This is a genomic window from Streptomyces sp. NPDC005494 (assembly GCF_042872025.1).
Lineage (GTDB): Bacteria > Actinomycetota > Actinomycetes > Streptomycetales > Streptomycetaceae > Streptomyces.
Map to the genome: position 1 here is coordinate 119850 of NZ_JBIAJR010000007.1, position 19464 is coordinate 139313.

21 protein-coding genes are annotated in these 19464 nt (G+C 71.2%); 9 read left to right on the forward strand and 12 right to left on the reverse strand.

What is annotated here, in order from left to right:
- The 4 genes from ACFYQ6_RS21190 to ACFYQ6_RS21205 all read left to right on the forward strand — a co-directional run bounded on the left by ACFYQ6_RS21190 (position 1) and on the right by ACFYQ6_RS21205 (position 3900).
- A complete protein-coding gene (locus ACFYQ6_RS21190; RefSeq protein ID WP_388764275.1) occupies positions 1-666 on the forward strand; it encodes an urease accessory protein UreF in 666 nt (221 codons plus the stop codon).
- Positions 667-711: 45 nt separating this feature from the next.
- The gene (gene ureG / locus ACFYQ6_RS21195; protein WP_361584028.1) at positions 712-1389 is read left to right on the forward strand and encodes an urease accessory protein UreG; all 678 of its coding nucleotides are present in this window, start codon (positions 712-714) and stop codon (positions 1387-1389) included.
- On the forward strand, positions 1386-2171 hold the full coding sequence (locus ACFYQ6_RS21200) for an urease accessory protein UreD (protein WP_388764277.1): 786 nt from the start codon (positions 1386-1388) through the stop codon (positions 2169-2171). Before ureG ends, ACFYQ6_RS21200 begins: the two co-directional genes overlap by 4 nt.
- A 151-nt stretch (positions 2172-2322) precedes the next feature.
- A complete protein-coding gene (locus tag ACFYQ6_RS21205) occupies positions 2323-3900 on the forward strand; it encodes an alpha/beta hydrolase (protein ID WP_388764279.1) in 1578 nt (525 codons plus the stop codon).
- 33 nt (positions 3901-3933) lie between these two features.
- Here ACFYQ6_RS21205 and ACFYQ6_RS21210 read toward each other — a convergent pair whose 3' ends face one another.
- Together ACFYQ6_RS21210 and ACFYQ6_RS21215 are read right to left on the reverse strand one after the other, a co-directional pair.
- Positions 3934-4977: an NAD-dependent epimerase/dehydratase family protein gene (locus tag ACFYQ6_RS21210; protein ID WP_388764536.1), complete on the reverse strand. Its 1044-nt coding sequence runs from the start codon at positions 4975-4977 to the stop codon at positions 3934-3936.
- Between the two features lie 87 nt (positions 4978-5064).
- Positions 5065-5775 (reverse strand): lysophospholipid acyltransferase family protein, encoded by a 711-nt coding sequence (locus ACFYQ6_RS21215; protein ID WP_361584021.1) that lies wholly within the window; start codon positions 5773-5775, stop codon positions 5065-5067.
- Positions 5776-6162: 387 nt separating this feature from the next.
- On the opposite strand from ACFYQ6_RS21215, the gene ACFYQ6_RS21220 reads away from it, so the two are divergent.
- Positions 6163-6720, forward strand: a complete 558-nt coding sequence (locus tag ACFYQ6_RS21220) for a putative immunity protein (protein ID WP_388764281.1) — start codon at positions 6163-6165, stop codon at positions 6718-6720.
- Positions 6721-7276: 556 nt separating this feature from the next.
- Positions 7277-8332 carry a PP2C family protein-serine/threonine phosphatase gene (locus ACFYQ6_RS21225; protein ID WP_361580724.1) on the forward strand — a complete coding sequence of 352 codons (1056 nt, stop codon included), beginning with the start codon at positions 7277-7279 and terminating at the stop codon, positions 8330-8332.
- Positions 8333-8445: 113 nt separating this feature from the next.
- On the opposite strand, the gene ACFYQ6_RS21230 is transcribed toward ACFYQ6_RS21225, so the two are convergent.
- The 5 genes from ACFYQ6_RS21230 to ACFYQ6_RS21250 form a co-directional block, all read right to left on the reverse strand.
- Positions 8446-8604: a hypothetical protein gene (locus ACFYQ6_RS21230; protein ID WP_327121010.1), complete on the reverse strand. Its 159-nt coding sequence runs from the start codon at positions 8602-8604 to the stop codon at positions 8446-8448.
- A 67-nt stretch (positions 8605-8671) separates the two neighbouring features.
- Entirely contained in the window at positions 8672-9622 is a 951-nt protein-coding gene (locus tag ACFYQ6_RS21235) for a cytochrome c oxidase assembly protein (RefSeq protein WP_388764283.1), read from the reverse strand.
- Between the two features lie 112 nt (positions 9623-9734).
- The gene (locus tag ACFYQ6_RS21240; protein WP_361580717.1) at positions 9735-10760 is read right to left on the reverse strand and encodes a 6-phosphofructokinase; all 1026 of its coding nucleotides are present in this window, start codon (positions 10758-10760) and stop codon (positions 9735-9737) included.
- Positions 10761-10947: 187 nt separating this feature from the next.
- Positions 10948-11676: a glutamine amidotransferase gene (locus tag ACFYQ6_RS21245; RefSeq protein WP_361580715.1), complete on the reverse strand. Its 729-nt coding sequence runs from the start codon at positions 11674-11676 to the stop codon at positions 10948-10950.
- Between the two features lie 34 nt (positions 11677-11710).
- Positions 11711-12949, reverse strand: a complete 1239-nt coding sequence (locus ACFYQ6_RS21250) for a MurT ligase domain-containing protein (RefSeq protein WP_329035149.1) — start codon at positions 12947-12949, stop codon at positions 11711-11713.
- A gap of 114 nt (positions 12950-13063) precedes the next feature.
- On the opposite strand from ACFYQ6_RS21250, the gene def reads away from it, so the two are divergent.
- Positions 13064-13615, forward strand: coding sequence for a peptide deformylase (gene def / locus ACFYQ6_RS21255; RefSeq protein WP_388764285.1), 552 nt, complete (start codon positions 13064-13066; stop codon positions 13613-13615).
- A 74-nt stretch (positions 13616-13689) separates the two neighbouring features.
- Here def and ACFYQ6_RS21260 read toward each other — a convergent pair whose 3' ends face one another.
- Positions 13690-14340, reverse strand: a complete 651-nt coding sequence (locus ACFYQ6_RS21260; protein ID WP_356743983.1) for a TetR family transcriptional regulator — start codon at positions 14338-14340, stop codon at positions 13690-13692.
- Positions 14341-14513: 173 nt separating this feature from the next.
- Here ACFYQ6_RS21260 and ACFYQ6_RS21265 point away from each other — a divergent pair, with 173 nt between their 5' ends.
- Entirely contained in the window at positions 14514-15740 is a 1227-nt protein-coding gene (locus ACFYQ6_RS21265; protein WP_361580708.1) for an acyl-CoA dehydrogenase family protein, read from the forward strand.
- Positions 15741-15857: 117 nt separating this feature from the next.
- Here ACFYQ6_RS21265 and ACFYQ6_RS21270 read toward each other — a convergent pair whose 3' ends face one another.
- Genes ACFYQ6_RS21270 through ACFYQ6_RS21280 form a run of 3 tightly spaced genes read right to left on the reverse strand, consistent with a single transcriptional unit; the run spans position 15858 to position 17525 of the window.
- Positions 15858-16346 (reverse strand): glutathione peroxidase, encoded by a 489-nt coding sequence (locus ACFYQ6_RS21270; protein ID WP_361580706.1) that lies wholly within the window; start codon positions 16344-16346, stop codon positions 15858-15860.
- A 31-nt stretch (positions 16347-16377) separates the two neighbouring features.
- Positions 16378-16929, reverse strand: coding sequence for a GNAT family N-acetyltransferase (locus ACFYQ6_RS21275; protein ID WP_388764288.1), 552 nt, complete (start codon positions 16927-16929; stop codon positions 16378-16380).
- Between the two features lie 20 nt (positions 16930-16949).
- Positions 16950-17525, reverse strand: a complete 576-nt coding sequence (locus ACFYQ6_RS21280; protein ID WP_361580701.1) for an XRE family transcriptional regulator — start codon at positions 17523-17525, stop codon at positions 16950-16952.
- 148 nt (positions 17526-17673) lie between these two features.
- On the opposite strand from ACFYQ6_RS21280, the gene ACFYQ6_RS21285 reads away from it, so the two are divergent.
- Positions 17674-18102, forward strand: a complete 429-nt coding sequence (locus tag ACFYQ6_RS21285) for a hypothetical protein (protein ID WP_361580698.1) — start codon at positions 17674-17676, stop codon at positions 18100-18102.
- Here ACFYQ6_RS21285 and ACFYQ6_RS21290 read toward each other — a convergent pair.
- Positions 18059-19390 (reverse strand): chloride channel protein, encoded by a 1332-nt coding sequence (locus ACFYQ6_RS21290; RefSeq protein WP_361580695.1) that lies wholly within the window; start codon positions 19388-19390, stop codon positions 18059-18061. The two genes, ACFYQ6_RS21285 and ACFYQ6_RS21290, sit on opposite strands and share 44 nt — an antisense overlap.
- Positions 19391-19464 lie beyond the last annotated feature (74 nt).

The window sequence follows — 19464 nt, forward strand, 5'->3', positions numbered from 1 at the left end:
ATGACGAAACGCGCAGCCCTGCTCGTCCTCGCCGACGGCCGGTTCCCCGCCGGAGGTCACGCCCACTCCGGTGGCGCCGAACCGGCCGTCAAGGCAGGACACATCCGCAACGCCCAGGACCTGGCGGCCTTCTGCCTGGGCCGGCTCCACACCACCGGGCTCACCTCCGCGGCACTCGCAGCCGCGGCGGCCCACGGTCTCGACCCGCTCGCGCTCGACGAGGCCGCCGACGCCCGGACCCCCTCACCCGCACTCAGGAACGTCGCGCGCAAGCTCGGACGCCAGCTGATGAGGGCCGCCCGGGCCACCTGGCCCAGCCCTGAACTCACTGCGCTGGCCGAAGCCCGGCCACGCGGTGCCCACCAGCCCGTCGTCCTCGGCCTCACGGCCCGGGCGGCGGGTCTCGGCCCCGAGGACGCCGCGCACTGCGTCGCCTACGAGACGGTCAGCGGCCCCGCCACCGCGGTGGTCCGGCTGCTCTCCCTCGACCCCTTCGAGGCCACCGCCGTCCTCGCCCGGCTCGCCCCCGCACTCGACCAGGTCGCCGAGCAGGCAGCGGAAGCCGCACGGAAGGGCATCGAGGCCCTGCCCGCCGCGTCAGCTCCGATGCTCGACATCTCGGCCGAGGCCCACGCGGCCTGGCCGGTCCGCCTGTTCGCGTCCTGAATCCAGCCCTCCGACCGCACCAGACGACACCAGGAGCCGCATTCCATGCACCTCGACCATGCCCACAGCGGGCCCGCAGCCGTCAGCGCCGACGCCGCACGTCCCGACGGCACCCGGCGAGCCCTGCGCATCGGCCTCGGCGGGCCGGTCGGTTCCGGCAAGACCGCGACCGTCGCCGCACTCTGCCGAGCCCTGCGCGACCGGATCTCCATCGCCGTCGTCACCAACGACATCTACACCCGTGAGGACGCCGCCTTCCTGCTGCGCAACGCCGTACTGCCCCCCGAGCGCATCCAGGCCGTCGAGACCGGCGCCTGTCCGCACACCGCCATCCGGGACGACATCTCCGCCAACCTCGAAGCGGTCGAGGACCTCGAGGACTCCGTCGGGCCGCTGGACCTGATCCTCGTCGAATCCGGCGGCGACAACCTCACCGCCACCTTCTCCAGGGGCCTCGTCGACGCCCAGATCTTCGTGATCGACGTCGCGGGCGGAGACGACATCCCGCGCAAGGGCGGACCCGGCGTCACCACCGCCGACCTGCTCGTCGTCAACAAGACCGACCTCGCTCCCTATGTCGGTTCCGACCTGGAACGCATGGCCGAGGACGCCGCGGCGCAACGGGGCGAACTTCCCGTGGTGTTCACCTCCCTGACCGGTGCCGACGGTGTCGCGCCCGTCGCCGACTGGGTGCGGGCACAGCTCGCCGCCTGGGCCGCATGAGCGTCGAGGCCACCGCCCGGATCACCGCCGTGGCAGGCGGGCCGGGCGGCACGGTGCTGCCCGTGCTGGAGAGCGCCGGCCCCCTTGCAGTGCGCCGCACCAGATCCCCCGACACCGCGTACGCGCGCGTCACCGTGGTCGGCGCGATGAGTGCCCCCCTGGGTGGCGACCGGCTCGCCGTCGAGGTGCGGGCCGAGGACGGCGCGCGGCTGAGCGTGGACTCCGCCGCCGCGACCGTCGCCCTGCCGGGAGCCGACCCGGACGCGGGACCGGCCACGTACGACGTGCGGCTGAGCGTGGGGGAGGAGGCGGAGCTGCGCTGGCTCCCCGAACCGCTCGTCTCCGCGCACGGCAGTGACCTCGACATGACCACCCGCGCTGAACTCGCGCCCACCGCCCGTCTGGTGCTCCGGGAGGAACAGGTCCTGGGGCGCCACGGCGAATCCACCGGCAGGCTCTCCACCCGCCTGATCGTCCGCAGGGCCGGCCGTCCGCTGCTCGACCAGCAGCTGACGTACGGCCCGGGGGCACCCGGAGGCTGGGACGGTGCGGCCGTCCTCGGCGGCCATCGGGCAGTAGGACAACTGCTCGTCGTCGACCCCGCGTTCGGCGAAGGACCTCCCGCACCCCGCGTCCTCGGTCCCACCGCCGTGCTGGCGCCACTGGCCGGCCCCGCCGTCCTCGTGACGGCGCTCGCTGCCGACGCGCGGCTGCTCCGTGCGGTGCTGGACGGGGCCCTGGAGGGCCTTCTGAAGGAGACAAGGGCCCACGGAAGGGCCTGAGTTCGCTCAGCGGGACAGTGACACCGGTTATTGGTTCGGTAAAGAAACACGTGTACGCCCTGTTCTCAGCAGGCTCACAGGCGAAAGGATCCACGGGACGAACGAACGAAGCGCCGCCACCGGCGGCGCATCACACAGGGGGAGGTTCCACTTGAGACGCACAGCGGTGCTCGGTTCGGCCGGCACTCTGATCGCGGGCACGCTCATAGCAGGGGCGATAGCCGCACCGGCCGCAGGCGCCGACAGCCGTCACCACGGCGACCGGGAGGCGCGCGGAGTCCAGACCGCCGCGGCCCGGGCGGAGAAGAAGGGAATCGACTGGACGGACTGTCCGGCCGACTGGGCGATCGCCGCGCCCATCCAGTGCGGCTGGGTGACGGTGCCGCTCGACTACAGCAAGCCCGACGGCAAGCAGATCAAGCTCGCCGTCGACCGGCACGTCAGCACGGGCACGAAGGACGAGCGCCAGGGCGCGCTCGTCTACAACCCCGGGGGCCCCGGCGGCTCGGGTATGGCGTTCCCGAAGCGCATCGTCAACAAGAACCCGCTGTGGGCGAAGACCGCGAAGGCATACGACTTCGTCGGCTTCGACCCGCGAGGTGTCGGCCACTCGGCGCCGATCTCCTGCATCGATCCGCAGGAGTTCGTGAAGGCCCCGAAGGCGGACCCGGTCCCCGACAGCGAGGCCGACAAGCGTGCTCAGCGCAAGCTCGCCGCCGAGTACGCCGACGGCTGCGCCGAGCGCAGCGGCGAGATGCTGCCGCACATGACCACGCCCAACACCGCACGCGACCTGGACGTCATCAGGGCCGCGCTCGGCGAGAAGAAGCTCAACTTCCTGGGCGTCTCCTACGGCACCTACCTGGGCGCGGTCTACGGCACGCTCTTCCCGTCGCACGTCCGCCGCATGGTCGTCGACAGCGTGGTCAACCCCGCGAAGGACAACATCTGGTACGAGGCCAACCTCAACCAGGACATCGCCTTCCAGACACGCTGGGACGACTGGAAGGCATGGGTCGCAGCGAACGACGCCGCCTACCACATCGGTGACACGCCGGAGAAGGTCGAGCAGGCGTGGCTGACCCTGCGCGCGGCGGCCAAGAAGAACCCGATCGGTGGCGTCGTCGGACCCGCCGAGCTCATCGGATTCTTCCAGGGCGCGCCGTACTACGACTCCGCCTGGGCGCCCACCGCCCAGATCTGGAGCGACTACCTGGGCGGCGACACCCAGGCGCTGATCGACGCCGCGGCACCCGACCTGTCGGACACCGCGGGCAACATCAGCTCGGAGAACGGCAACGCCGTCTACACCGCAGTGGAGTGCGCGGACGCCAAGTGGCCCACGAGCTGGCGCAAGTGGGACCGCGACAACACCCGGCTGCACCAGGAGTACCCGTTCATGACCTGGGCGAACGCCTGGATGAACCTGCCCTGTGCGACCTGGCCGTCCAAGCAGCAGACGCCGCTGGACGTGCGCACCGGCAAGGGACTCCCTCCCGTGCTGATCGTGCAGTCCACGCGTGATGCCGCCACGCCGTACGAAGGCGCTGTCGAGCTCCACAAGCGCTTCAAGGGCTCCCGCCTCATCACCGAGGAGGGCGCCGGCTCGCACGGTGTCACCGGCCTGGTCAACCCCTGCATCAACGAGCGGGTGGACACCTACCTGCTCACCGGGAAGACCGACCGGCGCGATGTGACGTGCACCCCGCACGCCACGCCGAAGCCGTAAGGACCCCGTGAGGGGAGCGGGCGGCCGGGATTCTCAGGGCCGCCCGCTCTCGCGTCCACGGTCGTACCGCTCGAGCCAGGCGTCCTCGGCCGTGTAGTCGAAGAGGCCTTCGCCGTAGCTGCGCACCATCTTCGGGAAGGCATGCCTCCAGTCCCGGCCACGCAGTTGTGCCGCGAGCCACTCGACGGTCCCGGGGAGCGATTCTGCGTAACCCGTCACCGGGCGGTAGCCGAGCTCCCGCTCGGCGAGCGACATGTCGTAGACCACGGGACGGGCACCCGACCACGGGGTCTGTCCGACACCTCCCTCGGGCGGAGGACCGGCCACCAGTACCGTCTCGGTACGCACGCCGAGTACGCCGTCGACGGCGGCGGCGATCTCCGCGACCGTCGGCGCCTGCGGATCACCCGCGTTGAGCACCCGGGAGCCCGGACGGCGGGCGGCGAGACGTATCAGTTCGGCAAGGTTGGTCACATGCACCGGGTGGAAGCGGCTCTGCCCGTCGTAGGCGAGAACCCGTCGTGCACGGCCGTCGAGCAGGCGCTTGACGAAGTACAGCTCGCGCGGCGTGCGGCAGTGCTCGCCGTGGATCGCGCCCGCCCGGAGCAGCGTCACCGGCAGCCGCTCACCGGCCGCGAGCAGTTCCTCTTCGAGTGCGGCCTTCCGCGTCCCGTACGTCGCTTCCCCCGGGTCCACAGTGCGCTGCGACTCCGGGATGGGAACCGGATACGACGGAAAGCCGTCCGGCTCGTCCTGGGTGTCGAAACTCCGGCCCCGGTCGTCCGCGTACACCGCGCCGCTGGAGATGACGACCGCGGAACCGATCCGGTCCGCGAGCCCCGACAACTGGGCTGCGTGATCCCGGCCGAAGGCGACCATGTCCACCAGGACGTCGCAGCCGTCGCCCAGCGCCGCCGCGAGCGCCCCCTCCTCCTCCCGGTCGAGTGCGAGGGCGCGCACTCCACCGCTCCATGCGGCGTCCCGGCCACCTCCGCGTGAGGCCGCCGTGATCTCCCAGCCGTCCTCGGTCAGGGCCCGCACCACGGCCCGGCCGACCTGTCCTGTCGCGCCCAGCACGAACGCTCGTCCTCCGGTCATGCACCGAACGCTACGGCCGCGGCACGCCCCGGGACCAGGCGAATCTGCCGTCGGCAGAGTCCACGCTCAGCGTGACCGTCGCGGGAACTTCCTGGGCTGCTCGGCCTGTGCAGCCTTCGCCTTGACGGCGTACTCGTCGACGTACTCCTGCCCCGAGAGCCCGAGGATGGCGTACATGATCTCGTCCGTCACCGCGCGGATCGCCGCCTTCTCGTTCTCCAAGCCCGCGTAGCGGGAGAAGTCCATCGGCTCCCCGAAGCGGATCGTGACCCGCTTGATCCGGGGCACCTTCTGCCCCGGCGGCTGGATCTCGAACGTACCGACCATCGCGCAGGGGACGACGGGGACCCCTGCCTTGATCGCCATCACGGCGACCCCGACCTTGCCCTTGTACAGCCGCCCGTCGTGCGAGCGGGTGCCTTCCGGGTAGATGCCGAGCAGCTCACCCCTGCCCAGCACCCCCAGCCCCTCGCGGATCGCCGCCTGCCCGGCCTCCTTGCCGGAACGGTCCACGGGGATCTGACCGATGCTGTGGAAGAAGGCGGCCGTCAGCTTGCCCTTGATCCCGGGGCCGGTGAAGTACTCGGCCTTCGCGAGGAACGTGATGCGGCGCTTGATGATCGCGGGCATCAGGAAGTGGTCGGAGAAGGACAGATGATTGCCCGCGACGATGGCCGCACCCTCGTCGGGAACGTGCTCCAGCCCTTCGATGCGGGGACGGAACACCAGCCGGAGCAGGGGGCCCAGGACGACGTACTTCAGGACGTAATAGAACACAGCTTCTCTCCTAGCCTTCTGACCGGGCTGGTTGCCGCGTTCTGCCGGATCACACATGACGGTGTCGCTCTTGACCGACTTACCTGACGCGCCATCAGTCGGCAGACCGTTCGAACTCGGTACTACTCCTGAACGATCGATCGTAGCCCCGTTTCGGGCGCCCACCCAGGGTCCGGAGCGGCGCACGTCGGGTCGGGCCCCTCCGGATCGCCGAACCGGCCCCGATGCCGCCGTTCCCTGGTGCGCCGCGAACGGCGGGAACGACAGCGGCACACACCGCCCGGCCGGGCGCCGAATGCCGCGGCCCCGCAGCCCTGCGGCCCCGGGCCCCCGGGCCCCCGTGACCCCGGGCCCCCGGGCCCCCGTGACCCCGGGCAAGATGGAGGCATGACTGGGGACGCGGGAGACGTGGGCGAGATCGTTCTGAGCAAGCAGGATCTCCGTGAGGTCGCCGCATTCGCCGGCGCTTGCGCGGAGGCTGTGCTCGCGATCTTCGAGGCGGACCGGCCGGACGACGCGCGGCCCCGGGACGCCGTCGGTGCCGCATGGGACTTCGCCCGGGGCGGGGAGCGGGGGAGGGCTCTGCGCGACACCGCGTCGGCGGCCCTGAAGGCGGCCAAGAGCGCGGAGACCGCGGCCGCGCACGAGGCGGCATGGGCAGCCATGTCCGCGGCAGGCTCCGCCTACCTGCATCCGCTGGCCAAGGCCACCCAGGTCAAGCACATCCTCGGCGCCGGCGCCTACGCCGCCCGAGCGGTGGAACTCGCCGCCGGCGACGACCGGAGCATCGGTGCGGAGCATGTCCAGCAGGTGGTGAGCCGCGCGACTCCGGCCGTCGTCGACGTGCTCCGGCGCTTCCCGGCGGCGCCGAGCGGCGGCGGACGGGTCGGTGAGCTGATCCGGCTGCTGGACGACGGTCTCCGCGCGCTCGCCCTCCCCGCCTGATGTTCATGGCCGTCCGGCGCCCGGGAGGGCGCGGCCTCATCCCGTCGTCCAGCCTGCGGCTCCACCCCGACGGGCGGGTTGGAGTTCTCCCGTGCCGTTCAGGTGTGTCGGGGAGGAGGACGATGCCGTCGCCATCGGCGGCAGGTCGTCACCAGGGCTGAAGGCGAGGCCGCCGAAATCGACCGGGACGCCGACCGCTCCGGGAGCATCCTCGGGGCTGAGCACCGGTGTCCTCGTGGCAGGACACGGTGGGGAGAGGGCCGGCGAAACCGCGGTGCGCGCCGAACTGGCGAAAGTGCAGGTCACCGACGCGCAGCGCGTTGTCGTGCCGATCGGCCAGCTCGGCGGCGGGGACAGGGCCGCCCTCGCCGTCCTGCCCCCGGGTCCCGCTCGCACCCCCGGATGTGCCACCGGCCCGGCCCCGCGAAGTGAGGCGGACCCGGCCCCGAGCGGGCCGGGTCCGCCTGCTGGTGCGCACCGGGCGGCGCGGGTGTAGAGAGAAGGGGTGGTGCATCGGTTCGTGGGACATCGACGCTCGGGGCCAGGAAGCCGGGCGATGCTGGCCGTCCCGATCGCGCTGATGACGGCGATCGTCGTGATCGACGTCCTCGCTCCTCCCGACATCCACCTGGGTCCCCTGCTGGTCGCCGCCCCGGCGATCACCGCGTCGTTCGCCGGCCCGTGGGGGACGGGGCTGGTCGCGGCACTCGCGGTCGTGGCTCAGGGCGTCATCGCCGTGCTCCGTGATCGCGACGACCTGTTCTCGGCGAACCACGAGGCACAGATGGCCGGGCTGATCCTGGTCGGAGCGAGCCTCGTGGTCTTCTGCGTACTGCGGGAGCGCCGCGCGAACGAACTGACGCAGGTGAGATACGTGGCCGAGACCGCCCAGCGCGTGGTCCTGAGGCCGCTGCCCCGGCGGATCGGAGGGCTGCGGGTCGCGTCGCTCTACCTTGCCGCCGAGGCCGAGGCGCAGATCGGCGGTGACCTGTACGCGGCCGTACGCGCCAGCTCCTGCACCCGGCTGATCATCGGCGACGTACGGGGCAAAGGTATGACCGCCGTGGGTGACGCGGCCCTGCTGCTCGGCGCGTTCCGGGCCGCGGCCCACCGGGAGGCGACCCTGACCGAGCTGGTGACGTACCTCGACGGCAGTGTGTGCTGGGGCATGACCGAACCAGGGGAGACGGACCGGTCCGCAGAGAGCTTCATCACCGCCGCCGTCCTGGACATCCCCGACGAGGGCTCCATGGTGCACATGATCGACTGCGGGCACCCGCCCCCGGTCCTGCTGCGCGACGGCTGCGCCTCGACGATCGAAGCCTCCCGGCCCGCTCCTCCGCTGGGCCTGGGCGACCTCGCCCGCCCGCAGTACCACATCGACACGTTCACTTTCGAGGCGGGAGACCTCCTGCTGCTCTACACGGACGGCGTCATCGAGGCCCGCGGTCCTTCGGGCTCGTTCTACCCGCTCACCGAGCGGATCGCGGGCTGGACCGAGAACGACCCCGACGCGTTCCTGCGCCGGCTCAGGCGGGATCTCCTGGACCACGCCGGCGGCCGGCTGGGCGACGACGCGGCCATGATCGCGATCGGCCGCCCGGCCACGTAGAAACGCGGGCTACGCCACGCCGCCCGGCTGCGGCGGCACCCCGGGCCCCGCCTCCTCCGACGCCGAGCCGAGCGCGGGACGGGTCCTCTTCGAGGCCCCGTCCCGCCGTCGGCTCAGGTGTCGCGGGTGGCGGCCATCCCCAGGGTGGCCAACCCCAGCACCACCCAGCCGAACCACAGCCAGCCGTTGCTCCCCAGCGCCACCGTGTACGCCGTCACCGCGACCAGGGTGCCGACGGTGAGCACCCCCATGGTCTTCGTGGATCCAGGCATGAGCACACGCTCCTCACCCGGCCGCACGGCCGTTGGAGCCATGGTCACCCCTGAGGCGCGCCCACCGCTACTGCCCGCGTGTCTGCAATGAGGCGAGGTAGGCGTTGTACGCCTTCAGCTCCTGGTCGCCGTCGCGGTCCGCCGCGCGGTCGGAGCGCTTCGCGGACCGCTGGTCGGAGCGGTACCACTGGAAGACGAGAGCGATCAGCACCAGCACGGACGGGATCTCGCTGAACGCCCAGGCGATGCCTCCCGCCACGGACTGGTCGCTCAGCGCGTCGACACCCAGGGAGGCCGGGGGGTTCTCGTACGCCTTCACCATCGGCTGGCTCGCCATCATCAGCGCGATCCCGAAGAAGGCGTGGAACGGCATTCCCGCGAAGAGCTCCAGCATCCGCATCACGTAGCCGGGCCGGTGAGGGCCGGGGTCGACGCCCATGATCGGCCAGAAGAACACCAGACCGACCGCCAGGAAGTGCACCATCATCGCGATGTGGCCGGGCTTCGAGCCCATCAGGAAGTCGAACAGCGGGGTGAAGTAGAGCGCGTAGAGGCTCGCGATGAACAGCGGGATCGTGAACGCCGGGTGCGTGATGATCCGCAGGTAGCGGCTGTGGAGCAGCTGGAGCAGCAGCTCGCGCGGGCCCGTACGGTCCCGGCCCGCCACCGGCAGCGCTCGCAGAGCGAGCGTGACGGGGGCACCCAGCAGCAGCAGGATCGGAGAGACCATGCTGATCACCATGTGCTGCACCATGTGCACGCTGAACATGACCATGCCGTAGTCGTTGAGACCGGTGCACATCACCAGGGCGATGGTCAGCACGCCCAGGACGAAGAAGACGATCCGGTTGACCGGCCAGCTGTCGCCCCGGCCGCGCAGTCGGGCGACCGCGTAGCCGTACAGGACGAGGGCGGCGACGCAGCCGACCAGGAAGAACGGGTCCGCGGAGAATTCGAGTCCGCGTCCCAGCGTGAACGGCGGCAGATCCATGTTCATGCCGTGCCCGCTGTGATCCATCTGTTCACTCCCGCCGGGGACGTCCCCGATTCGTGCCGGTTGTCCGGACCAGAGTAGAACCGCCCCCGGCCGCGAGTGCGGCCGGGGGCGGTTCAGCGGAAGGTGTGGCGGGTCAGAGGACGACCTGCGCCTCGGCGTAGCGCTCGGCGGGCACCGTCTTCAGGGTCTCCACCGCCGCCGCCAGCGGCACCATCGTGATGTCCGTACCGCGCAGTGCCGTCATCATGCCGAACTCACCGCGGTGCGCCGCCTCGACGGCGTGCCAGCCGAAGCGGGTGGCGAGGACGCGGTCGTACGCGGTCGGGGTGCCGCCGCGCTGCACATGGCCGAGGATCACCGGGCGGGCCTCCTTGCCCAGGCGCTGCTCCAGCTCACCGGAGAGCTGCGTCGCCACCCCCGCGAAGCGCTCGTGGCCGTAGATGTCCTTCTTGCCCTGGTTGAACTCCATGGAGCCCTCCCGCGGCTTCGCGCCCTCGGCCACGACGACGATCGCGAACTTCTTGCCGTCGGAGAAGCGCCGGCCGACCACTTCGGTCAGCTCGTCGATGTCGAAGGGACGCTCCGGTACGACGATGGCGTGCGCGCCGGCCGCCATGCCGGAGTGAAGCGCGATCCACCCGGTGTGACGGCCCATGACCTCGACGATCAGCACCCGCTGGTGCGACTCGGCCGTGGTCTTCAGCCGGTCGAGCGCCTCGGTCGCGACTCCGACAGCGGTGTCGAAGCCGAACGTCACGTCCGTGGAGGCGATGTCGTTGTCGATGGTCTTGGGCACCCCGACGATGGGCAGGCCGGCCTCGGAGAGCAGGTTGGCGGCCTTCAGCGTGCCTTCGCCGCCGATCGGGATGATCGCGTCCAGGCCGAGGTCGGCGACATGGCCCCTGGCCCGCTCGACGCCGTCACGCAGATGCGCGGGCTGGACGCGGGAGGAGCCGAGAATGGTGCCGCCACGAGCGAGGATGCCGCCGACCGCGTCGAGGTCGAGCTTGCGGTAGTCGCACTCGAGGAGGCCCCTCCAGCCGTCGTGGAAGCCGATGACCTCGTCGCCGTGGTCGACCACCGCACGGTGCACGACGGAACGGATGACGGCGTTGAGGCCGGGGCAGTCGCCGCCGGAGGTGAGCACACCAATTCGCATTGCCCGGGAAACCTTTGCAACGTGGGCCGACGCCGGACCACGTCGTCCGGTTGGATCCCCGCCACCCTACCGGCGCGGGGTGACGGGACCGAACCCACTGTCCGACTGCTGGACGTCCACCGGACGTACACCGGCCGCTCACACCTGCGGACCGGCCCGTGGGACGGGCCGGTCCGCAGGAAATACGTCAGGCGGGCTGGGTCGCCGCGGCGATCCGTTCGGCGCGCAGCGCCTCGTACCACCGGTCGTCGCTCGGCGGCAGCGCGTTCACGTCCAGGGCCAGCTTGAGCAGGTGGTCCGCGATGAGCGGGTTCCGCGCGAGCACGGGCCCGTGCATGTACGTACCGAAGACGGTGTCGTTGTACGCGCCCTCCGTGCCGTCACCCGTGCCGTTGCCCCGGCCGAGCCGGACCCGCGCGAACGGGCGGGCCGTCGGGCCGAGGTGGGTGACGCCCTGGTGGTTCTCGAAGCCGGTCAGCGGCGGCAGCCCCAGGTTCGGGTCGATGTCGCCGAGCACGTCACCGACGCACCGGTCGCCCTCGCCCCGGGTGGAGACGACGTCCAGCAGCCCGAGACCGGGCTCCCGCTCCCCGAGGTCGTTGATGAACTCGTGGCCGAGGATCTGGTAGCCGGCGCAGACCGAGAAGATGATCGCGCCGTTCGACGCGGCCCTGCTCAGTCCGCCGTCCCGGCGCAGCCGCTCCGCTGCGAGCCGCTGGGGCCGGTCCTCCCCGCCGCCGATCAGATAGATGTCGCCCGACGTCGGGATGGGCTGGTCGCTGCGCACGTCGACACGCGACACGTCCAGGCCGCGCTGGCGTGCCCGGCGCTCCACCACCAGGGCGTTGCCCTGGTCGCCGTAGGTGCTGAGGAGGTCGGGATAGACCCACACCAGCCGCAGGCTGTTGTTGCTCATGCTTCGTCCTCTCCGGGGGTTGCCCGCGCGGGGGTCAGTTGCCGACACGACGGCGCAGATCCTGGAAGGCGGTGTAGTTGGCGATGACCTCGATACGGCCGGGCGGAGCCATCTGGACCGCCTCGTCGAGGTTCTCGCAGACACGGAAGTCCAGTCCGGCCACCTCGAGCCGGACCGCGAGGTCCAGCTTGCGGTCGCCGAGCACGAAGATCGGGTGCCCGTAGAGCTGCGTGTAGTCGACGTCCCACAGCCAGGAGGTGTCCGTGCCGTCGGCGCCGCGTGCGTTCACCGAGAGGATCACGGGCGTCGGCGGCGGATCGATCAGGGAGAACGTCTCGAGCCAGCCCGCCGGGTTCTTCGCCAGCAGGAGCCGCAGCTCGCGGCCGAGGAAGGAGACGACGTCGTAGCGGCCGGCCACCGCCTGCACCTGGTACATGCGCTCCAGCGCGACCTGCGGCGGCACACCGAAGACGGCGGCCACGGCGGCCGAGCTGGTGGCGTTGGCCTTGTTGGCACGGCCCGGCAGCTGGAGGTGGATCGGCCACGCCGAACCGTGCGGGTCCAGGACGTAGTCGCCGTTCAGCGCCCAGCTCGGCGCGGGGCGGCGGAAGCCGCACTCGCCGCAGAACCAGTCGTCGCCCGGCCGCTGCATCACACCGCCGCAGGACGGGCAGGACCAGGCGTCGTCCTTCCACGCCTGTCCGGCGGCGACCCACACCACGTTGGGGGAGGAGGAAGCCGCCCAGACGATCAGCGGGTCGTCGGCGTTGGCCACGATCACGGCCTTGGAGCCGGACAGCCCCTCACGCCACTTCTCCGCCAGCATCCGGGTCTCCGCCGCGCGGTCCAGCTGGTCGCGGGAGAGGTTGAGCAGCGCGATCACCTTGGGGGTCGTGTCGCGTGCCACACCGGCGAGGTACTTCTCGTCCACCTCGATCACGCCGTACCGCGCGTCCGAGCCGCCCGCCAGCGCGGAGGTGATCCCCGCGGGCATGTTGGCCCCGAGCGCGTTGGACACCACGGGCCCGGCGGCCCGCAGTGCCTCGGCGATCAGCCGGGTGGTGGTCGTCTTGCCGTTCGTCGCGGACACGAGGATCACGTCCAGGTGCTGCGCCAGCCGCCCGAGCAGGTCGGGGTCGAGCTTGAGCGCCACCCGGCCGCCGATCACCGATCCGCTGCCGCGCCCCGCAGCGCGCGACACCGCCGCCGCGGCCTTGCCCGCCGTCACGGCGAGCTTGGCCCGCGGCGACAACGGCTCCGTGTTGCCTGCCATCGTCCTAGATCCTCCTTGCGTAAGTCCGCGCCCAGCCTATCGATGTCCGGCGCGGCGACCGCACCTCGGCACCACGGGGAAGGTGGAGGTCACGTGGAACGTACGCTTCTCCCCATGCGAAACCGCCCGATCCCCGGCAGTTCCGGACGCGTCCGTGCCATGAGCCTGTTCGGTGACCCGGTGCTGCACGCTCCCTGTGACGACGTCACCGACTTCGGACCTTCCCTCGCCCGCCTGGTCGAGGACATGTTCGCCACGATGTACGCCGCGAACGGCGTGGGACTCGCCGCGAACCAGATCGGCGTACCGCTCAAGGTCTTCGTGTACGACTGTCCGGACGACGACGAGGTCCGGCACGTGGGCCACATCGTCAACCCCGTCCTCGTCGAGGCCGACGGGATCACCGTACGCGGACCGGAGGGCTGCCTTTCACTTCCGGGCCTGGAAGCAGGCACCCCGCGCTTCGACCACGCGGTCGTCGAGGGCCGGTCCGTCACCGGGGAGCCGGTGCGGATCACGGGCACCGGCTGGTTCGCCCGCTGCCTGCAGCACGAGTGCGACCACCTCGAAGGCCGGATCTACACGGACCGCCTGACGGGCCTGCGGCGTGCCAGGGCGCTCCGTGCCGCCCGGCGGGCCCCCTGGGGACGCACGGTCACCGCCTGAGCCCGGCCGAGGGGCCTGGGAACGCGCGGCCCCGGGCCGGGCGTGCGCGGCGGCGATCGCGGCCCGGCGGGCGCTCAGAACCCCGGGCCGCCCGGCAGGTCGCCCGCCTCGGCGAGCCTGCCCCACAGGAGGTCGGCGAGACTGCGTACGAGCGTCTCGCGCGAACACGGCCGGTCACCGAGCCACCAGTCCCCTGCGGCGTGCATCATGCCGACGATGCCGTGGCCCCAGATGCGTGCCATCTGCTCGCCGTCCGGGCCGAGGTCCACCCGCTCCACGATCACCTTGCCGAGCTCCTCGCCCAGCCGGCGCAGCAGTGGGGCCGAGTGGCGGCCGACGTCGAAGCCCTGCTCGGGTGAGGGGGCCGCGTCGTCCGAGGGGTGCATCAGGAAGCGGTAGACCTGCGGACGTGCCTCGATCGCGGCGAGGTACGTGTCGAGCGTCGACTCGACCCGTGCGCGCCGCTCGGAGGGCGCGTCGAGCGCGGCCCGCAGGGCGCTGAGCAGCGCATCGGTGTGGCGCTTGGCGAGCGCGCGGTAGAGGCCGCCCTTGTCGCCGAAGTGCCGGTAGAGGATGGGCTTGGTGATCCCGGCCTCCGCGGCGATCGCGTTCATCGAGGCCTTGGGGCCGTCCCTGAGCACCACTCGGTCCGCGGCTTCCAGCAGCTCCCGACGGCGTCTCTCGGCCGCCGTCCGCTGCCGTTCGGCCCCTCGTGCGGTCTCCATCGTCTTCTCTCCCGCCCCACCCAGCTGTCCTGCGATCTCGTCACGCCCGGGCAACGTAACACCCTGCTCCGCCACGCGCGGATCCCCAGCTGACCGGTTGACACAGGCTACTTGCTGGTAACAGACTGTTGTTACCGCTAGTAACGGGTTTTCCTGAAGTGCATGGAGGGAACATGGCCGAGTTCACGCTCGAGCTCAACGACGACCAGAAGCAGGTCCGTGACTGGCTGCACGGATTCGCCGCCGAGGTGATCCGGCCGGCCGCTTCGGAGTGGGACGAGCGTGAGGAAACGCCCTGGCCCGTCATCCAGGAGGCGGCCAAGGTAGGCATCTACTCCCTCGACTTCTATGCCCAGCAGTTCTTCGACCCTACGGGTCTGGGGATCCCCATGGCGATGGAGGAGCTCTTCTGGGGTGACGCGGGCATCGCCCTGTCGATCGTCGGTACGGGGCTCGCGGCGGTCGGTGTGCTGGCCAACGGTACCGAGGAGCAGATCGGCACCTGGATTCCGCAGATGTACGGCGACGCGTCCGACGTGAAGGTCGCCGCCTTCTGCTCCTCCGAACCGGACGCCGGCTCGGACGTCGCCTCGATGCGTACGCGCGCCGTGTACGACGAGGCCAAGGATGAGTGGGTGCTCAACGGCACCAAGACCTGGGCGACCAACGGCGGCATCGCCAACGTCCACGTCGTCGTCGCCGTGGTCGACCCGGAGCTGGGCTCGAAGGGGCACGCCTCCTTCATCGTCCCGCCCGCCACGCCCGGCCTCTCCCAGGGGCAGAAGTTCAAGAAGCACGGCATCCGTGCCTCGCACACGGCCGAGGTCGTCCTGGAGGACGTCCGGATTCCCGGTCACTGCCTGCTCGGCGGCAAGGAGAAGCTCGACGAGCGCCTTGCCCGGGCCCGCGAGCGCGCCAGGTCCGGCGGCGAGCGCGTCAAGAACGCGGCGATGGCCACCTTCGAGGCGTCCCGCCCCGCCGTCGGCGCCATGGCGGTCGGCACCGCGCGCGCGGCGTACGAGGTCGCCCTGGACTACGCGAAGACCCGCAGTCAGTTCGGCCGCCCCATCATCGACAACCAGGGCGTCGCCTTCCAGCTGGCGGACATGCGCACGCAGATCGATGCCGCGCGGCTCCTGGTCTGGCGCGCCTCCTGGATGGCGAGCGCCGGTAAGCCCTTCACCGCGGCGGAGGGCTCGATGTCCAAGCTCTTCGCCAGCGAGACGGCGAAGTCGGTCACCGCCCAGGCCGTCCAGATCCTCGGCGGCAACGGCTTCACGCGCGAGTACCCGGTCGAGCGCATGCACCGGGACGCCGCGATCTACACCATCTTCGAGGGCACGAGCGAGATCCAGCGCCTGGTGATCGCCCGCACCTTGTCGGGCATGCCGATCCGCTGAGGCCGCTCGTCCGGGGCGCGTGCCGGGCCCTCGGGGCTCCCCGGATCAAGGGCCGGCGGTGAGGCGGGGCCGGACCGTGTGGCGGTCCGGCCCCGCGTGCCCTCGTACCGCTTCCGGCTACCGCGGAAGCTGCGCCTCGATGGCCGCCACGACCTCCGGGTCCTCCGGCTCGGTCCGGGGGCGGATCCGGGCGACCGGCTCGCCGGCCGGGGAGATAAGGAACTTCTCGAAGTTCCACTGGACGTCACCTGCCGCGCCCTCGGAGTCGCTGACCTTCGTCAGCTCGGCGTAGAGCGGGTGGCGGTCCTCGCCGTTCACGTCGATCTTCTCCAGCAGGGGGAAGCTGACGCCGTACGTCGTCGAGCAGAACGTCTGGATCTCCTCGGCGCTGCCCGGCTCCTGGCCCGCGAACTGGTTGCAGGGCACGCCGAGCACGGTGAACCCGCGGTCCCCGTACTCCTTCTGCAGCCGCTCCAGGCCGGCGTACTGGGGCGTGAGCCCGCACTTGGAGGCGACGTTGACCAGGAGGACGGCCGAGCCCTCGTAGGCCCCCAGCGTCGTCGGCTCGCCGGCGAGGGTGTGGAGCGGGATGTCGTGCAGCGTCATGCGTGATCTCCTCGGTCGTAGGGCGTCACAGTCATTGTGACGCGCCCGCCTCGCCCGCAGCGGGGCGGGCGAGCTCCTTGTAGAAGAGGGTCGTTCCCCTGAGTGCGCCGGAGGGGTCCGCCGCGTACCGGGGGATGGAGCCGCAGGCCGTCCAGCCCGCCGCGGCGTACAGCCGCTCGGCGAGGCTGTCCGTCTCCGTGTCCAGGACCAGCAGCGTCAGCCCTACCCCGGCGGCCCACTCCTCGACGGCCGTGAGCAGTGCGCGGCCGACCCCCCGGCCGCGGGCGGAGGGCCTGACGATCAGCTTGGCCACCTCCGCGCGGTGGCCTGCGTTGGGCAGGGGTGCCTTGACCAGGCCGACCGTGCCCTCCAGCCGCTCGCCGTCGCGGGCGATCCAGACCTGCTGGCTCCCGGCGTCGACCGCGGCGGCCCGCTCCCGCCACCACGCGGCCGCGTCAGCCCGGTCCAGCGGCGCGAGGAACCCCACGGACGCCCCGCCTTCCACGGCCTCGATCAGCAGGGCTGCGAGTTCATCGGCGTAGGTGACCAGTTCGGGGCCGGACACGGGGACGATCTCGGTCATGGAGCGGGGTCCTTTCACATTCACGGCAGGACGATCATCAGTGCGTAGCGGACCGGGTGAGGGCCCGGGCAGTGGAAATGGGACGGGCCGCGCAGCCTGAAGCGCAGGCAGTCGCCCTGGTGCACGGTGTGCACCCTGCCGTCGACGGTGATCTCGACCGTGCCTTCGAGTACCCAGATGTGCTGCTCGACACCGGGTACGGGCGCGTTCTCGTACGCGATGTCGGTGCCCGCGTCGAGTGTGCCCTCGATGATCTCCGCACGCAGTCCGGGGTGCGGGGGTGAGACGGAGCGGCGGACGAATCCGGAGCGCGCGTCACGCCACACGGGCTGCCGCGCGGCGGGAACCAGATGCGGCGGCTCCGCCTCCACCTCCATGAGCAGGCGCGACATCGTCCGCCCGTACACCGTGCAGAGCTGACTCAGCACGGTGGTGGTGGGGCTCAGCTCGCCGCGCTCCAGCCGGGACAGCGTCGAGCGGCTGACGCCGGCGCGACGCGACAGCTCGTCGAGCGACCAGCCGTGCTCGGTGCGGAGCAGCCCCAGCCGGGCCGCCAGCCTGGCGTCCACGGAGTCCGGTGTCTCCACGTCTCTCATATGCGGGATTCTATCTCAATGCAGAGAAGGGGGTCGAGGGTCGTCCGGTGTGCCGATCAGATGATGCCGTGTCAGGCTGATAAATAGTATATAAGCCGCATAGCGGCTCGCCCGAGCCGCCGATCGGCTGGAATTCGAGGAGGCCGACATGGCTGGAAGTGTGAGCGGGACCCGAGAGGGAAAGGGCGCGACGGGCAGAAGTGGGGCTCAGTCGGGCTGGACCGTCTTCGCGGCGGTGATGATGATCTTCGGCGGGGCGATGGCCATCTTCGAGGGCATCGCGGCCATCGCCAAGGACGACGTGTTCGTCGCGACGGACAACTACGTCTTCCAGTTCAGCCTGACCGGCTGGGGCTGGGTGCACCTCATCCTGGGGATCGTGGTCGTCCTCGCCGGCTGTGCACTCTTCAGCGGCGCTCTCTGGGCCCGCGCCGTCGGTGTCCTGCTCGCAGGCCTCCTGGTGATCGCCAACTTCCTCTGGCTCCCCTACTATCCGTTCTGGTCGCTGGTGCTCATCGCCATCAACGTCTTCGTCATCTGGGCGCTGTGCGTGGGGCCGCACCGGGATCGAGCCTGAGCGTCAGGACGTAGGAGACCACCACTGCCACGATGACGAGCGGCATAACGGTGATCCCTTCGGAACCCAGCAGCAGGGTGGCGAGCAGCACCGAGGTCATCGGAAGCTTCAGCATCGCCACGCACATGGCCCCGACGCCCATCGCGAAACCCGACGTGGTGTCCAGTCCGGGCAGATGGGACAGGGCCAGCCCGCCCGCCGCTCCGATGAACATGGAAGGAAAGATGGGCCCGCCTCTGAAGCTGCTCAGCGACGCGCAGTACGCGAGTCCCTTGCACACGACGAGGATCACGAGCGTGGCGACCGAGAGTCCCGCGTCCGTGGCGAGCAGCGGGCCGAGGGCGTCCTGGCCCGAGTAGAGCACCTGGGACGCGTCGTGACCCGTGCTCTCCGCGTACAGGAGGGCCAGCACGCCGACGACCAGACCCATCACGACGGCGGACGACACCGTCCGCCGTCCGGTGTGTTTCTGGAGCGACAGGGAGAGCCGCTTGATCCCCGTGCCGGTGAAGGCCGCCGCGGCTCCCAGGACGATCGCCCAGCCGAACGCGCCCACGGTGGGGTCGTCCGCGTGCGGAACGCCCGGCAGGGTCAGGGAGTACGTTCCCAGCCCCGTCCACGAACCCAGGCCGATGAAGATGAGCGAGCCGATGCCGGAGGCGAGCAGGCCCGGGACGAGCACCAGTCCGAGCGTCATCCCGGCCAGGCCGGACGTCTCCATCAGCAGGAACGCGCCGAGGAGGGGCGATCCCAGCAGGGTGCTGACGGCTGCGAAGCTCCCGGCCGCCGCGACCATCGCGCCCGCGCTCGGCGCGATGCCGGGCTTGACCAGGCGCACCGCCAGGAGGGCCAGTCCGCCGCCCAGCGCGATGAGCGGCGCCTCCGGCCCGAGCACGGCTCCGAGCCCGAGCGAGGCCAGCGCGGCGAGCGCGATACCGGGCAGCTCCGCCGCCGCCGGCGGCCCCCCGTGCGCCATGCCCTCCGCCGGGTTGTGCCCGCCCGTGCCCGGGAGGTGGCGGATGGTCAGTGCGGTCAGCAGACCGGCCAGGGCGAGCAACGGGACCGGCCACCACGAAGGGGTCGTCCCGAACCCGAGCCCCCGGGGCAGGTCCTCGTAGGTCAGCGTCTGGAGTTCGTGCACGAGGGCCAGGAAGCCGAACGCGAGCGCCGAGATGGGGACCCCGAGGGCCGCCACCATGATCAGCAGGACGGCGTATCCCCTGGTGCGGACCACGGCGAGTGGATCCGGGTGTTCGGGCCCGGGTGCTGCGCCGGGTTCGGCCGACATCGTCATGGTCTCCTCAGCGTCGGGTCCCGGCCGGAACACGCTGTCCCGCCGGGATCCACACGGTGATACCACGA

Excerpts from the sequence above, each read along its gene's own strand:
- def (WP_388764285.1), top strand. The coding sequence starts at position 13,064 with ATGCGAAACCGCCCGATCCCCGGCAGTTCCGGACGCGTCCGTGCCATG.
- ureG (WP_361584028.1), top strand. The coding sequence starts at position 712 with ATGCACCTCGACCATGCCCACAGCGGGCCCGCAGCCGTCAGCGCCGAC.
- ACFYQ6_RS21280 (WP_361580701.1), bottom strand. The coding sequence starts at position 17,525 with ATGAGAGACGTGGAGACACCGGACTCCGTGGACGCCAGGCTGGCGGCC.
- ACFYQ6_RS21235 (WP_388764283.1), bottom strand. The coding sequence starts at position 9,622 with ATGGATCACAGCGGGCACGGCATGAACATGGATCTGCCGCCGTTCACG.
- ACFYQ6_RS21220 (WP_388764281.1), top strand. The coding sequence starts at position 6,163 with ATGACTGGGGACGCGGGAGACGTGGGCGAGATCGTTCTGAGCAAGCAG.
- ACFYQ6_RS21265 (WP_361580708.1), top strand. The coding sequence starts at position 14,514 with ATGGCCGAGTTCACGCTCGAGCTCAACGACGACCAGAAGCAGGTCCGT.
- ACFYQ6_RS21270 (WP_361580706.1), bottom strand. The coding sequence starts at position 16,346 with ATGACGCTGCACGACATCCCGCTCCACACCCTCGCCGGCGAGCCGACG.
- ACFYQ6_RS21260 (WP_356743983.1), bottom strand. The coding sequence starts at position 14,340 with ATGGAGACCGCACGAGGGGCCGAACGGCAGCGGACGGCGGCCGAGAGA.
- ACFYQ6_RS21245 (WP_361580715.1), bottom strand. The coding sequence starts at position 11,676 with ATGAGCAACAACAGCCTGCGGCTGGTGTGGGTCTATCCCGACCTCCTC.
- ACFYQ6_RS21225 (WP_361580724.1), top strand. The coding sequence starts at position 7,277 with ATGCTGGCCGTCCCGATCGCGCTGATGACGGCGATCGTCGTGATCGAC.
- ACFYQ6_RS21250 (WP_329035149.1), bottom strand. The coding sequence starts at position 12,949 with ATGGCAGGCAACACGGAGCCGTTGTCGCCGCGGGCCAAGCTCGCCGTG.
- ACFYQ6_RS21285 (WP_361580698.1), top strand. The coding sequence starts at position 17,674 with ATGGCTGGAAGTGTGAGCGGGACCCGAGAGGGAAAGGGCGCGACGGGC.
- ACFYQ6_RS21190 (WP_388764275.1), top strand. The coding sequence starts at position 1 with ATGACGAAACGCGCAGCCCTGCTCGTCCTCGCCGACGGCCGGTTCCCC.
- ACFYQ6_RS21290 (WP_361580695.1), bottom strand. The coding sequence starts at position 19,390 with ATGTCGGCCGAACCCGGCGCAGCACCCGGGCCCGAACACCCGGATCCA.
- ACFYQ6_RS21230 (WP_327121010.1), bottom strand. The coding sequence starts at position 8,604 with ATGCCTGGATCCACGAAGACCATGGGGGTGCTCACCGTCGGCACCCTG.
- ACFYQ6_RS21240 (WP_361580717.1), bottom strand. The coding sequence starts at position 10,760 with ATGCGAATTGGTGTGCTCACCTCCGGCGGCGACTGCCCCGGCCTCAAC.
- ACFYQ6_RS21200 (WP_388764277.1), top strand. The coding sequence starts at position 1,386 with ATGAGCGTCGAGGCCACCGCCCGGATCACCGCCGTGGCAGGCGGGCCG.
- ACFYQ6_RS21275 (WP_388764288.1), bottom strand. The coding sequence starts at position 16,929 with ATGACCGAGATCGTCCCCGTGTCCGGCCCCGAACTGGTCACCTACGCC.